The 14,234-nt window shown below is 67.7% G+C and carries 9 protein-coding genes; 2 read left to right on the plus strand and 7 right to left on the minus strand.

What is annotated here, in order from left to right; genetic code table 11:
- Nucleotides 1–236: 236 nt before the first annotated feature.
- From alaS to D573_RS0105095, 6 genes are all read right to left on the minus strand, one after another.
- Nucleotides 237–2,846: an alanine--tRNA ligase gene (gene alaS / locus D573_RS0105070; protein ID WP_018937807.1), complete on the minus strand. Its 2,610-nt coding sequence runs from the start codon at nt 2,844–2,846 to the stop codon at nt 237–239.
- A gap of 246 nt (nt 2,847–3,092) precedes the next feature.
- Nucleotides 3,093–3,572, minus strand: a complete 480-nt coding sequence (locus tag D573_RS0105075) for a regulatory protein RecX (protein WP_026313031.1) — start codon at nt 3,570–3,572, stop codon at nt 3,093–3,095.
- Nucleotides 3,547–4,593, minus strand: a complete 1,047-nt coding sequence (recA, locus tag D573_RS0105080; protein WP_018144305.1) for a recombinase RecA — start codon at nt 4,591–4,593, stop codon at nt 3,547–3,549. Before recA ends, D573_RS0105075 begins: the two co-directional genes overlap by 26 nt.
- Before the next feature lie 228 nt (nt 4,594–4,821).
- Nucleotides 4,822–8,142: a mechanosensitive ion channel domain-containing protein gene (locus D573_RS0105085; RefSeq protein WP_018937808.1), complete on the minus strand. Its 3,321-nt coding sequence runs from the start codon at nt 8,140–8,142 to the stop codon at nt 4,822–4,824.
- A 721-nt stretch (nt 8,143–8,863) separates the two neighbouring features.
- A complete protein-coding gene (locus tag D573_RS0105090) occupies nt 8,864–9,388 on the minus strand; it encodes a CinA family protein (RefSeq protein ID WP_018937809.1) in 525 nt (174 codons plus the stop codon).
- Between the two features lie 7 nt (nt 9,389–9,395).
- Nucleotides 9,396–9,698, minus strand: a complete 303-nt coding sequence (locus tag D573_RS0105095; RefSeq protein WP_018144308.1) for a PilZ domain-containing protein — start codon at nt 9,696–9,698, stop codon at nt 9,396–9,398.
- Between the two features lie 563 nt (nt 9,699–10,261).
- On the opposite strand from D573_RS0105095, the gene mutS reads away from it, so the two are divergent.
- Entirely contained in the window at nt 10,262–12,859 is a 2,598-nt protein-coding gene (gene mutS / locus D573_RS0105100) for a DNA mismatch repair protein MutS (RefSeq protein ID WP_026287916.1), read from the plus strand.
- Nucleotides 12,860–12,874: 15 nt separating this feature from the next.
- Here mutS and D573_RS0105105 read toward each other — a convergent pair whose 3' ends face one another.
- On the minus strand, nt 12,875–13,714 hold the full coding sequence (locus D573_RS0105105; RefSeq protein ID WP_018937811.1) for a TolC family protein: 840 nt from the start codon (nt 13,712–13,714) through the stop codon (nt 12,875–12,877).
- Nucleotides 13,715–13,880: 166 nt separating this feature from the next.
- Here D573_RS0105105 and fdxA point away from each other — a divergent pair, with 166 nt between their 5' ends.
- Complete coding sequence (fdxA, locus tag D573_RS0105110; RefSeq protein ID WP_018168634.1) at nt 13,881–14,204, plus strand: ferredoxin FdxA; 324 nt, start codon at nt 13,881–13,883, stop codon at nt 14,202–14,204.
- Nucleotides 14,205–14,234 lie beyond the last annotated feature (30 nt).

The raw sequence follows: 14,234 nt of genomic DNA on the forward strand, positions 1-14,234 counted from the left end.
TCCATTAGCGTTTACTTAAGAAGCGGGCATTAAACACCAACTGGCCGCCGCATTAAAGCCCACCGCCCCGGCGAACCCCGCGCAGGGCCCCGTCATTGCGAGGCCCCAACGGGGCCGTGGCAGCCTCCGTCCAAAACCACCGGATCCCGCCGAACCCTCCAGCACCGGGGCTACCCCCGGAGATCGCCACGGCGCTACGCGCCACGCGATGACGGGGATCGCAGCATACGGGGCGGTCAGGCGCGTTCGCGCACCCAGGCCTCCACCGAGGCCAGGGCCGCGTCCAGCTTGTCCGGACTCTGGCCGCCGGCCATCGCCATGTCCGGGCGGCCGCCGCCCTTGCCGTCGACCTGCGTAGCGACATGGCCCACCAGATCGCCGGCCTTGAACTGGCCGGTCTCGGCCTTGGTCACACCTGCCACCAGGCTGACCTTGCCCTCGCCCGTCGCGGTGCCCAGCACCACCACAGCCTTGCCGAGCTTCTGCTTGAGCTGGTCGACCATGTCGCGCAGGGCCTTGGGCTCCACGCCCTCAACCTTGGCGGCCAGCACCTGGATGCCGTCGACATCCTTGGCCTGCGAGCCGAGGTCGTCGCCGGCCTGGCTGGCCAGCTTGCCCTTCAGCTGCGTGACCTGTTTCTCCAGCTCGCGGGTACGCTCCTGAAGCTGGGCAACCTTGTCGGCCGCCTCGCCGCGCCCGGCGCGCAGGCGATCGGCGATCGTGTCCAGGTGGCCGATCTGCTCGTCCACCCAGCGCAGGGCGACCTCGCCGGCGACCGCCTCGATACGCCGGATGCCGGCGGCCACCCCACCCTCGGAGGTAATGCGGAACAACCCGATGTCGCCGGTGCGGTCCACGTGCGTGCCGCCGCACAGCTCCACCGAGGTGCCGATCTTCAGCACGCGCACGCGATCACCGTACTTCTCGCCGAACAGCGCGACCGCGCCGGACTCCATCGCGGAGTCGATGTCCATGACGTTGGTATCGGTGGCCTCGTTGGCCAGGATCTCGGCGTTCACCTGGGCCTCGATGGAGCGCAGCTGTTCGTCGGTCAGCGGTTCCATATGGGTGAAGTCGAAGCGCAAACGATCCGGGTCCACCAGCGATCCCTTCTGTTGCACGTGGTCGCCCAGCTGATCGCGCAGCGCCTTGTGCAGGAGATGAGTGGCCGAATGGTGGCGGCGGATGTTCTCGCGGCGCGGGCCTTCCACGGCGGCCTGCAGGGTCTGGCCGCGCTCCAGCGTGCCGGCGCGGACCTGGCCTACGTGGATGTGCGCCGCACCCTGCTTGCGGGTGTCGGAGACCTGGAAGCGCACGCCGGAACCGCTGAGCGTACCGACATCGCCCACCTGGCCGCCGGACTCGCCATAGAACGGCGTGCGGTCCAGTACCACCAGCCCCTCGGCACCGACTTCCAGGCGATCGACGGCCTCGCCATTCTGGTACAGCGCCAGCACGCGGCCCTCGTCGTCCACGGTCTCGTAGCCGGAGAATTCGGTCGCGACATCGACCTGCGGCAGGCCGCCGTCGTCCATCGAGAAGTGGCTGGCCGCACGCGCCCGTGCACGCTGGCCGGCCATGGCGGACTCGAAGCCCTCCATGTCCAGCTCCAGCTCGCGCTCGCGCGCAATGTCGCCGGTCAGGTCCACCGGAAAGCCGTAGGTGTCGTAGAGCAGGAAGATGGTCTCGCCGGGGATCACCTTGCCCTCGAGATCGCGCAGGTCCTCTTCCAGGATCTTCATACCCTTGTCCAGGGTCTCCAGGAACTTGCGCTCTTCCTTTTCCAGGACCTTCTCGACCTGGGCCTGCGCCTCGGCCAGTTCCGGGAAGGCCTCGCCCATCGCGCGCACCAGGTCGCCCACGGTCTGGTAGAGGAAGGCGTCCTGCGCGCCGACCTTGAAGCCATGGCGCGCGGCGCGGCGGATGATGCGGCGCAGCACGTAGCCACGCCCCTCGTTCGACGGCAGCACGCCGTCGGTAATCAGGAAGGCGATGGAGCGAATGTGATCCGCGATCACGCGCAGCGAGGCGGAATCCTTCTCGGTCGCACCGGTTACCCGTGCGGCCGCCGCGATCAGGTCCTGGAACAGATCGATCTCGTAGTTGGAATGCACACCCTGCAGCACAGCCGCCAGGCGTTCCAGGCCCATGCCGGTATCCACGGACGGGCGCGGCAGCGGGTTCAGCGTGCCGTCCGCATCGCGGTCGTACTGCATGAACACCAGGTTCCAGATCTCGATGTAGCGATCGCCATCCTCGTCCGGCGAACCGGGCGGGCCACCCGCGACCTCCGGCCCGTGGTCGTAGAAGACCTCGGTGCAGGGGCCGCAGGGGCCGGTTTCGCCCATCTGCCAGAAGTTGTCGGAACCGCCGTCAGGGTCGTCGCCGATGCGGATGATGCGTTCGGCCGGGACCTTGATCTCGTCGGCCCAGACCTTGTAGGCATCGTCGTCGGTCTCGTAGACCGTGACCCACAGCTTTTCCGGCGGCAGGCCGATGGTGTCGGTCAGGAACTGCCAGCAGTAGTGGATCGCGTCGCGCTTGAAGTAGTCACCGAAACTGAAATTGCCCAGCATCTCGAAGAAGGTGTGGTGCCGCGCGGTGTAGCCGACATTCTCGAGATCGTTGTGCTTGCCGCCGGCGCGCACGCAGCGCTGGCTGGACACGGCCCGGGTGTACGGGCGCTTCTCGCGCCCGAGAAACACATCCTTGAACTGCACCATGCCCGCGTTGGTGAACAGCAACGTGGGGTCGTTGCCGGGCACTAGCGGGCTGGACGGCACGATCGTGTGTCCGTGCCCTTCAAAGAATTCGAGGAAACTCCGGCGAATGTCGGCGCTTTTCATGCGGTTCCGATAGCAATGGGGTCAAACCCGGAATGCTATCACGCAAGCGCCCCACCCGCGTATTGCCGGGCCCGTCTTCCGGCCATCTTCCTAGTCATTGCGAGGCCCCCAAAAGGGGCCGGAGCGATCGTTTGGGACATGCCCCGCCGCCGGATCCGGTGGCCATGGACACGGATTGCTTCGTCGCGATGCTCCCCGCAATGACAGGACACTAAAACGTCATTGCGAGCGTAGCGAAGCAATCGGTCAGGGTTCGTCCTTCCAGGCGGCGAGGGCCTGGTGGGCGACACCGCCGGGGAATCCACGACCCGCGAGGTGGCGAAGATAGCGGGCCTCGTCCTCGCGGGTCTCGGGGGGATGACGGAAGTGGCGTTCGAGCTGGCCACGGGCCTGGTCGATCCAGTCGATCTCCAGGGCATCGATGGCGGCGTTCACGGTGTCGTTGCCGATGCCATTGTGGGCCAGTTCGGCACGGATGCGCTGTTCGCCGTAACCCTGCTCGGTACGGTGGCGGGCCATGAAGTCCGCGTAACGGGTATCGCTCAGATAGTCGAGCTCGCGCGCACGTTCCAGCGCGGCGTCCACGGCATCCCGTTCGAAGCCGCGCTCACCGAGCTTGCGCGCCAGCTCCAGACCGGAGTGTTCACGCCGAACCAGCAACCGCAGGCCCACCTCAAGCGCAGCCTCGGGGTCGGCCGGGTCAGCCTTGCTCCTCGACCGGGGCATCGACCGGCACGTCCTCTACCGTGGCCTTGTTGCGCTTGGGCAGCAGGCGTTCGCGCAGCGTCTTTTCGACTTCCTCGGCGATGTGCGGGTTGTCCTTCAGGTACTGGCGGGCGTTTTCCTTGCCCTGGCCGATACGCTCGCCGTTGTAGCTGTACCAAGCACCGGCCTTGTCGATCAGGCCTTCCTTCACGCCCATCTCGATGATCTCGCCAACGCGGGAGATGCCCTCGCCGTAGAGGATCTCGAAATAGGCCTCGCGGAACGGGGGCGCCATCTTGTTCTTCACGACCTTCACGCGGGTCTCGTTGCCGATGACCTCGTCGCCCTTCTTGATCGCGCCGATGCGGCGGATGTCCATGCGCACGGAGGAGTAGAACTTGAGCGCGTTGCCGCCGGTGGTGGTCTCGGGGCTGCCGAACATCACGCCGATCTTCATGCGGATCTGGTTGATGAAGATGACCAGCGTGTTGGAACGCTTGATGTTGGCAGTCAGCTTGCGCAGGGCCTGCGACATCAGCCGCGCCTGCAGGCCGACGTGGGAGTCGCCCATCTCGCCCTCGATCTCGGCCTTGGGCGTCAACGCGGCCACCGAGTCGACGACCACGACGTCGATCGCGCCGGAACGCACCAGCATGTCGGAGATCTCCAGGGCCTGCTCGCCGGTATCCGGCTGCGAGACCAGCAGGTCGTCCACGTTCACGCCCAGCTTCTCGGCGTAGGTCGGGTCCAGTGCGTGTTCGGCGTCGACAAACGCGGCCGTACCGCCGGCCTTTTGCGCCTCGGCGATTACCTGCAGGGTCAGGGTCGTCTTGCCCGAGGATTCCGGCCCGTAGATCTCGACCACACGCCCGCGCGGCACACCGCCGATGCCAAGCGCGATATCCAGTGCCAGGGAGCCCGTGGAGATCGCGGGGACGTCCACCGCCTCCTGATCGCCCATGCGCATGACCGCGCCCTTGCCGAATTGGCGTTCGATCTGCCCGAGTGCGGCGGTCAGGGCCTTCTTGCGATTGTCGTCCACGGTATGCCTCCCGATACTTGCTGCGATGGTTTCCGACCCGTTGCCCAAGACGGGGCGGATACGGGGCCGCAGTATCCCACAGGGCGGGGAGTGACCCAACCCGTGATCGTGCAGGGACAAAGGACTTGCCCAAGACACCCGCGGCGCGGGAGCCAAGCCGCCTGGCCTGCGGGCGGGACGCTTGGGTTGGCCCGGGTCACGGCCCCGGGCCAACGAACCGGGCACCCGTCACCGATCCATGGGGTTTCCGGGTTCGTCGGGACCCGCCGCGGGGGGCACGGCACGACGCCTCCGGGTTTCGTCGTCGTGCAGGTGAACATCCATCTGCGGAAAAGCGATCTCGATCCCCTGTTCGCGGAAACGCTTGATGATCGCGGTGTGGAGCCCGCTCAGCGTGACCAGCCGGTCCGCCATCTGGCAGACGAACACTCGCAGTTCGAAATTCAGCGCGTTATCGCCAAACCGGAGGAAATACACTACCGATTCGGGATCCTCCAGGACGTGCGGGTCTTCGTGGGCCACCTCCAGAAGGGTCTCCCGGACAAGATCGACATCGGACGCATAGCTGACCCCCACCGGGATCACCAGCCGCGTGGTGGTGTCGCTCAGAGTCCAGTTGATCAGATGGTCGGAGATGAACGTCTTGTTGGGAACGACGATCTCCCGGTTGTCCCAGTCGACGATCGTGGTAGCACGGCCCCGGATCTTCGATACCGTCCCGCTGTATTCGCCAACGGTGATGGTATCGCCCACCCGGACCGGGCGCTCCAGCAACACGATCAGCCCGGCAACGAAGTTGGCCACGACCTCCTGCAGACCAAAACCCAGACCGACGGTCAGCGCCGCCACCAGCCACTGGATCTCGCTCCAGCGCAGGCCCAGAAGCGAAAACACCACGATAACCGCCACCACGGCCAGCAAATAGCGCAGGAGCATGGTGAACGTGTAGCGCCCGGGCGCATCCATCTGCGTGCTGCGCGACAGCAGGATCTCCACCAGCCCCGGCAAGTTGCGCGCGGACAACAGAAACAGCAGCCCCAGAAACCCAGCCAGCAACAGATCCTGGAGGGACACGCTGGTGAGGATCTCGCTCTCGCCGATCTCGATCGTGCGCGACCACAGTGTGATCCCGTCCAGCCAGGCCAGGGCCGGCAGGATGTCCGACCACACCCACAACAGTCCCACTACCGTGCCGCCCAGCGCCGCCACCCGCAGCAGCGTGCGGCTTTGCAGATTGACGTCCTCCATGCTCAGCTGCGGCTCGGGGACGTCCAGCCCAGTTTCGCCGCCGCTGCCGCCCTCGGTGACTGCCTCCTGCTCGCGCCGCTCACGGTTCCGGAGCAGCGCCAGCCGCATCTCTCCCAGGACCAGCCACCGGGCCGCCAGGCTGTAACCAAGACCGACAACAATCAGCACCAGCACCGTCCCGATCAGGTGCCGCAGGAGCTCGGCCACGGTGTACAGATAACCGGCCAGGGCAAGGGCCGCCAGGCCCACCACCATCACGATCACGAGCCCCCGCAGCAATAACCGGCGGCGCTCGTCCAGCGTGCCGCCTTTCGAACCGTCCGGGACCGGCGCCAGAAGCAGCCAGGCCACCATCGCAAAATTCAGGATGACCGCCAGGAGTGCCAGACGGCCATAAAGGTCGAATACCTCGTCGCTCGGGTGCCCGAAGGCCAGGGCCACGAACAGGAACAGCAGGGTCTGCACCGGAAGAAACCAGTGCAGGTGACGATACAGACGCGTCAGCAATGGCTCGGGCCAGCCGAAATGCACGGTCCCGACCCCATGGCGGCTGATGAAGAGCAGCAGGAGGTGACCCGCCGTCCACCACACTGAAACCGTGATCAGTGCCAGGGACAGGACCTCCACCGCAAAACCCGGCTCCGGGACCGCATGCAACTGGAATGCGAGAGTCAGCAGCAGAAACGGCACGGGTAAAACGCGCAGCAGACTCCACCCCAGGGCCCGGACGGTGACCGAAATACTGTCCGTGTAGCGGTGACGGGTCGTTTCGGCGAGACGCTCCAGATGCCGGTGGACATTGCGCCCGGCGAGATACAGCAACCCCGCCACCAGCAGAATGAACCCGATGAACCATGGCCGGTGCAGCGTCTGGCGCAGGAATGTCTCCCGCAACTCCGCCCAGGCGGCGGGGTCCAGCAGCGCCAGGGTCGCGGCCGGCGCCCGCTCGAGCCACGCGACCCCGACCGGGGAATGGCTCGGCCACCAGAGCAACGCTTCTTGCAGGATCCGGTCGAGCTCCGCCACCAGATCGACGACCGCACGCAGCCGCAGGTCGGCCTGGCGCAGTTGTTCGGTCCGCGCCTCCTCGGCATGCAGCTCCGCATTCAGTGTCTGCCGGCGCAGCTCGCGCAAGGCCGCACGGGCCGCAGGTTCCCATTCCGCCACCGGGTCCGCCGGCAGCGCAGCCAGACGCTCGCGCAGGCTGATGGTCCGTAACTGCGACTGCGCCAACTCCCGCTCCAGATCACGTAGCTGGAAACGGACCTGGTCAAGATCGCGCAGGCGTCGCTGCTCCTCCAGGAAGACCCCACCCAGCGCCTCGGTCAGGCCACTGATCTCCAGACGCTCGTGGACATGGGACAGGGATTGCGCCAGTTCCCGCTCGACCCGGACCAGCCGGTCACGCTCATACTGCAGGGTGCGGGTCTGTGCCTGGGCCTCCGCGATGCGGTCGAACGCCGCATGCAGTTCCTCGATTTCCTCCGTATGGTGCAGCTGCGCTTCCGGCTGACGCTCCAGCAGGGTACGCAGCTCCGCCCGCAGTTCCTGCAGTTCCTCGCTGGACAGTTCGGTCAACCGGACCTCCAGCCGACCCTGCAGGACACTCTGCCAGCGCGCCTCCAACTCCAGACCGCGGATCAGCAGGCCCCGCGCCTGCATCCGCGGCGGCAGCGAAACGGCATCCAGCTGCGCCGCAAGCAGGCGAGCATCCGCCTGTCGCGCCCGGGCCTCCTGCACGGCTGCGTGAGCCTCCGTCCATTCGACCTCCTCGGGCAGCGGCTGTGGCCCGTCCTCCAGCTCCTGACGCTCCCGGCGCAGGCGTTCCAGGGTCTCCGCCTGAACCTCCGCCTGCTCTTCCAGTTGCGCGTGCAGGATGCGCTGGTCATCGAGTTCCGCTTCCAGTCGCTCGCGGTCGCGCCCCACCCGTTCCAGCTCATCCTCGATGCGGCGGATCGAGACCTCTTCACCCAGCCCGGCCGGGAATGCCCCGACCTCGTCCAGACCCTGTTCCAACTCGCCCAGACGCTCCGGCACCTCCCGGGCGGTGGTCGCACGGTCCAGCGCTCCCCGCACTCGCTCCACGGCCGCCTGCTCGTACTCGCGGGCCTCCTCCCACAGTGCCCGTTCCGCTTCCGCCCGGTCCTCGTCAGCGCTGCGCGCCTCGAGCTCGTCCAGCGGACTGGCCTCCAGCCACTCCTCCGCCGGCTGGGTATCCACGGCTTCCAGAAGCTCGGGGAGACGGTCGCGGAAAACGGCCAGATCGGCCTCCAGGGCCGCCACTTCCGCCGGGCTGACCACAACCGGCGAGGATGACTCCGGATCCGCGTCCGCCCCCGCCAGTGGACCGGCCACCAACCACAACAACAGGGCGATCCCAAGAAACGCGAGCCGCCACGTCCGGCGGCCCTTGTTGCATCCGTCGATCCTTCTCATGATCTACCTGTCCGCGAACCCGCCCGCCGTCGACTTGCGATCCCGCCCCGCCCGGCATACTCCGCGCGTTCCGGGGCATACGACCTCCGTATGCACAACATATACCGTATACCGCGTCGCCCCGGTTCGCCTGCCCGGTTCTGTGACTGCGTTAATCCCGCAGCGGTATCCCCGACCGCGATCCCGGCGGCCATGCAACCCCGACGCCGCGGAACGGACGCCGGCACACACCCGCGCAATCGGGCACCCCCGCCCCGAACGCGGCCCACACAGGCGTGACCCCGCACACGTTCCGGCGCGGGGTTCAGGACGAAATTCGGGGTCTGTGAGCCAGTTGGCTTGCGAGGATCAAAGGGGGCGAATAGCGTTTCCTGCGAGCACCCCTCCCCCCCTGTGTGCTCGACGCCCCGCGCCTCCAGAGGCCGGGGCGTTTTCATTGGCGGGGCCCGTTTGCCCAGGAGACTCCAGGTGCGGCGCGCGCAGGCGTTACGACTCCCTTGCGCCGGGTGACTGCACGGCGGTCACCGCGCCTTGTTCGCACGCAAGACCGACTCGCGCGCGAACGGGTCCCTTGATCAGGGTTTCCCTAGTGTGCCAGCAGTTCGCTCAGGGCATGCAACATGGACTGCAGGCGGACCTCGTGGCGTTCGCCATCGAAATGGCAGGTCTCGACACGGGCATCCTGGCCTCGCTGTTGCCAACCGAAGCAGACCGTACCGACCGGCTTGGCGTCGGTCCCGCCCCCGGGTCCGGCGATTCCGGTGACCGAGAGCGCGTGATTTGCCCCGCTGCGGGCCAGCCCACCCTCGACCATTGCACGGGCCACCGCCTCGCTGACGGCGCCGTGTTCCTCGATCAACTCGGGCGGCACGCCAACCATCGCGGTCTTGGCGGCGTTCGAGTACGCCACCCAGCCGCATTCGAACCACTGCGAGCTACCCGGAATATCCGTCATCGCCTGCGCGATGCCGCCGCCGGTGCAGGATTCCACGGTGCACAGGCGTTCGCCCTTCGCCATCAGGCGCTCGCTCAGGTCATAAACCAGGGCCGACAGGCTCGGGGCGTCGGACTCGCGGAGGGTCAGGAGGGTGGTGCTCGATTCTGCCGTCATGGGGCGATCATCCCTCCGGATCGAAGGCGACCGCAACCCGCCAGCCGTTGCCGGATGCGCCCTCGACGGGGGCGCAGCGCACCACGCGGCCGTGGCGCTCAAGCCCTTCCAGGCGACCGTCCGGGCTAGGCACCGAGACCGTAATGCCCACACCGGCATCGGTCTCGCGCTGCGCCACAAAGGCGCAACCCATGGCGGAGAGGTCCTCCAACTGCACGCTGATGGACTCGCCACTGGAGCGCCAGGTGACGCGCGCCGCCGTGCTGACCTGCATCCGCCGGTGATCGCGCCGATCCTCTTCCCCGATCATGCTCGCCTCCTCCCTGACATCGCGTCACTTGCGCTGTCCCGAGTGTGGCACAACTCCCGCACCTGACCCAGCTGCCATGCCGGGCACCGCATCCGTATACTGCGCATCTGCCCGAATCGAGCGCCGCCGGACCGATGAGCGCCGCCGCCCATACGCCGATGAGATGTCGCATTAGCCGGGCCAATCGCGGGCAGACCACGCCACAGGGCCATGCCAGCCGCGCGAGCGCCGGCCCCCTGCTTGAGGGCGTTACAGGCAGGGGTATGGAGCGTTAGTTGGCCTGCTTGCGGTCCGCATGGGCGCGGGATAGCGTGACTGAAGAGCACCGCCCCCCTGTTGTGCTCGGCGCCCCGTGCCTCCCCCCCTGAGGCCGGGGCGTTTCTCGTTGGGGTACGGAGCCCGCACGGGAGCACGGGGGATTGCCAACCGATGCATCCGCGCGCGTGATACCGTGCGCGGCGAACCGCCGAGTATTGGACAAATGTCTGATTGCGAATCCCGATTTTCTGGACAGCCGCTAACAAGTGACTGACAAGACGCCACTTTCCGCACACACCCCGATGATGCAGCAGTACCTCGGTATCAAGGCCGAGTACCCGGATACGCTGCTGCTCTACCGCATGGGTGATTTCTACGAGCTGTTCCATGATGACGCCGAGCGCGCCGCGGGACTGCTCGATATCACCCTGACCCGGCGTGGCGAATCGGCCGGACAGCCGATCCCCATGGCCGGGATCCCGGTGCACACGCTGGAGAGCTATCTCGCGCGCCTGCTGAAGCTGGGCGAGAGCGTGGCCATCTGCGAGCAGACCGGCGCCGTCGGAGAACAGAAGGGCCCGGTCAAGCGCGAGGTCGTACGCATTGTCACCCCCGGCACGGTCACCGAGGAGGCCCTGCTGGAGGCCCGCAGCATCAACCGGATGGTCGCGGTGTGCCCCGCCGGCTCGGCCGCGATCAAGGGCCGCAAGGAGGGCTACGGGATTGCCAGCCTGGAGTTCGCCTCCGGCCAGTTCCGCCTGCTGGAGGTGCGCGACGCGACCGAACTGGCCGCCGAGCTGGCACGGCTGGACCCGGTGGAATGCCTGATCCCCGACCAGGCCGCGCCCATCCCCGGGATCGAGGGCTTCGCCCCGCAGCGCCACGCGGACTGGCATTTCGACGGTGTCTCCGCCCGCCGGGTCCTGACCACCCACTTTGGCACCCGGGATCTCTCCGGCTTTGGCTGCGACGGCCTGGATCTCGGCATCGCCGCGGCCGGCGCCCTGCTCGCCTACGTGCAGAACCGCCATCGCGGGGATCTCGCGCACATCACCGGCCTGGCGCACGAGCTGCGCAGCCAGATGCTGGTGCTGGACCCGGCCACCCGCCGCAACCTGGAGCTGACCCGCACCCTGGGCGGCGAACGCCACGGATCCCTGCTGGCCCTGCTGGACACCACCCGCTCGGCGATGGGTTCACGCCGGCTGCTGCAATGGCTGCACCAGCCACTGCGCGACCGCGCCATCATCCGCGAGCGCCAGACCGCGATTACCGGACTTCTGGAGTCGGGGGCCACCGCGCCCCTGCGCGAGGTCCTGGCCGGCAGCGCGGATGTCGAACGCATCCTGTCGCGTATCGTCCTCGGCAGCGCCCGGCCGCGCGACCTGACCGCCCTGCTCGCGAGCCTCGAACGCCTGCCGCCCCTGCACCAGGCCCTGACCCCGCTGGCCGCCAGCGCAGCCTCCCTGCAGGCGCTGTACGACGCCCTGGCCCCGGAAGATGAACTGAGCGCGACCCTGGCCGCCGCCCTGGTCGAGGAGCCACCACTGCGCGTCACCGACGGCGGCATGATCCGCGCCGGCTTCGATGCCGAACTGGATCGCCTGCGCGCACTGGAGAACGATGCCGACTCGTTCCTGCGCGAGATCGAGGCGCGCGAGCGCGAGGCCACCGGCATCCCCACGCTCAAGGTCGCCTACAACCGCGTGCACGGCTACTACATCGAGGTCTCGCGCACGCGCTCGGCGGAGCTGCCCGGGCGCTTCATGCGCCGCCAGACGCTGAAGAACGCCGAGCGCTACACCACCGAGGAACTCAAGCGCTTCGAGGACGAGATCCTCTCCGCCCGCGAGCAGGCCATGGCCCGCGAGCGCGCCCTGTTCGACGGCCTGATCGCCGAGCTCCAGGGTCGCGCCCCGGGTCTGCGCGTGATTGCGGACGCGCTGGCCGAACTGGATGCCCTGGCCTGCCTGGCCGAGCGGGCCAGGCGCCTGGACTGGCACTGCCCGGAACTGGTCGACACGCCCGGCATCCGCATCGAACAGGGCCGCCACCCGGTAGTGGAGGCCGGCCTGGATGCGCCCTTCGTCGCCAACGACACCGAGCTGGACCCCGAAGAGCGCAGGCTGCTGGTCATCACCGGCCCCAACATGGGCGGCAAGTCCACCTACATGCGCCAGACCGCGCTGATCGTGCTGCTGGCCTGCATGGGCAGCTTCGTGCCAGCCGCGCGCGCGCAGATCGGGCCGGTGGACCGGATCTTCACCCGCATCGGGGCCTCCGACGACCTGACCTCCGGGCGCTCCACCTTCATGGTGGAGATGACCGAGGCCGCCAACATCCTGCACAACGCGGGCCCCGAGAGCCTGGTGCTGATGGACGAGATCGGCCGCGGCACAAGCACCTTCGACGGCCTCGCCCTGGCGCTCGCCTGCGCCGAACGCCTGACGCGCCACAATCGCGCCCTGACCCTGTTCGCCACGCACTACTTCGAGCTGACGGCGCTGGCCGAACGCGAACCGGCGGTCGCCAACGTGCACACGGATGCCATGGAACACGAGCACAGCATCGTGTTCCTGCACCAGGTCCGCGAGGGGCCGGCCAATCAGAGTTACGGCCTGCAGGTAGCGCAACTGGCCGGGGTACCGGCCGATGTCCTGAAGCTCGCGCGCCAGCACCTGCGCGAGCTCGAGGACCGCGCCGCCGAGAGCGACTCGCCGCAACTGGGGCTGTTCACGCCCAAACCCGACCCGGCGGACGTGGCCGCACGCGAACCCGAGCCGTACGAAGCGGAGGCACGCGCCCTGAAGGCCCTGTTCGATACTCTGGATCCGGACGACATGTCCCCGCGCGAGGCCCTGGATGCCCTCTATCGGATGAAAGACGCCCTGCGCGAAAAGTAGCCGCTGCGTCGGGGGTCAGTCGTCCGGATCCGCGGGCGTGACCGCCTCTTCCTTGGCATCGTCCGGATCGCCATCTTCCAGCACATCCGACGGGATCGCCGCGCTGTCCCAGCCGCCACCCAGCGCACGGAATAGCGTCGCGGTGGCCGCCAGCCGATCGCGCGAGGCCTCGGTCAGGGTCAGGCTCGCATCCAGCAGGGCGCGACGCGCGTCCAGCACCTCCAGATAGCCCACGAAGCCGCCGAGATAGCGCCGCTCCGCCAGGTCAAGGACCTCGATCCGGGCACGCATCTCGCGCTGGCGTGCCTCCACCCGCTCGTGGGCCGCGTTCAGGACGCTCCAGGCATTGCCCACCTCGACCAGGGCCTCCTGGATCGCCAGGCGATACTCCAGCTCCGCGATCGTATATTCGGCCTCCACCCCGTCAATGGTCGCCTGACGTCGCCCAAAATCGAGGAGCGGAACCGTGGACCCGACCAGCAACTCCCAGATCGCCGAATCACCGGAGGCCAACTGGCTCACCCCGCTCGCCTCCTGCCCAAACAGGGCCGCCAGATTCAGGCTCGGCAACCATTCGGCCCGCGCCGGCACCACACGGGCCGCGGCGATCCCAGCGTCGAGGTCGTTCTCCAGGGCGTCGCGCACTAGGCGGTCGAGCCGCGGGTCCTCGAATCTCTCCCACCAGAACTCGGCAGCGGCGGAGTCCTTGTCCATCTGCTCGCCAACCGCCCCCGGCCACGCCTCCGGGAGGGCGACCTCCGGGCGCTCGTAGTCCGGCTCCACCGCACAGCCCGCCAGCACGAGGGCCACACGGGGACGCCACCGACCCATCCCGTAAAGGCTGTTGCGGCCCATCGGATCCCGAAATGACGCCGGCCCGCGCCCGGGATTCACGACTCCGGTGGTGGAGGCGTTACAATGCCGCCATATCCTGTCGGCAGGGCCAGGGACACGTGCCGCCGCGACCATGACCGGGCCTCAAAAATCCCGGTCAACTGACTGAATTCAAAGGGAGACAAGCATGGCTTTCATCGTTCTCGATAACTGCATCAAGTGCAAGTACACCGATTGCGTCGAGGTCTGCCCGGTCGACTGCTTCCATGAAGGACCGAACTTCCTGGCCATCGACCCCGACGAATGCATCGACTGCACCCTGTGCGAGCCGGAATGCCCGGCCGAAGCCATCGTGCCGGAGGACGACGTCCCCGAAGACCAGCTCCAGTTCATCGAACTGAACGCCGAACTCGCCCGCACCTGGCCGGTCATCACCGCGCGCAAGGACCCGCCGGCCGACGCCGAGGATTGGGACGGCGTGGAAGGCAAACTCCAGTACCTGGAACGCTAACCCCGGCAAGACCGGTCCCAGCCAGCCGCC

Source organism: Thioalkalivibrio sp. AKL9 (assembly GCF_000377825.1).
GTDB lineage: Bacteria > Pseudomonadota > Gammaproteobacteria > Ectothiorhodospirales > Ectothiorhodospiraceae > Thioalkalivibrio > Thioalkalivibrio versutus.

What these genes read in the sequence shown, in the direction of transcription:
- alaS (WP_018937807.1), bottom strand. Translation starts at nt 2,846, where the DNA reads ATGAAAAGCGCCGACATTCGCCGGAGTTTCCTCGAATTCTTTGAAGGG.
- D573_RS0105075 (WP_026313031.1), bottom strand. Translation starts at nt 3,572, where the DNA reads ATGCCCCGGTCGAGGAGCAAGGCTGACCCGGCCGACCCCGAGGCTGCG.
- D573_RS0105090 (WP_018937809.1), bottom strand. Translation starts at nt 9,388, where the DNA reads ATGACGGCAGAATCGAGCACCACCCTCCTGACCCTCCGCGAGTCCGAC.
- D573_RS0105095 (WP_018144308.1), bottom strand. Translation starts at nt 9,698, where the DNA reads ATGATCGGGGAAGAGGATCGGCGCGATCACCGGCGGATGCAGGTCAGC.
- mutS (WP_026287916.1), top strand. Translation starts at nt 10,262, where the DNA reads ATGCAGCAGTACCTCGGTATCAAGGCCGAGTACCCGGATACGCTGCTG.
- D573_RS0105105 (WP_018937811.1), bottom strand. Translation starts at nt 13,714, where the DNA reads ATGGGCCGCAACAGCCTTTACGGGATGGGTCGGTGGCGTCCCCGTGTG.
- fdxA (WP_018168634.1), top strand. Translation starts at nt 13,881, where the DNA reads ATGGCTTTCATCGTTCTCGATAACTGCATCAAGTGCAAGTACACCGAT.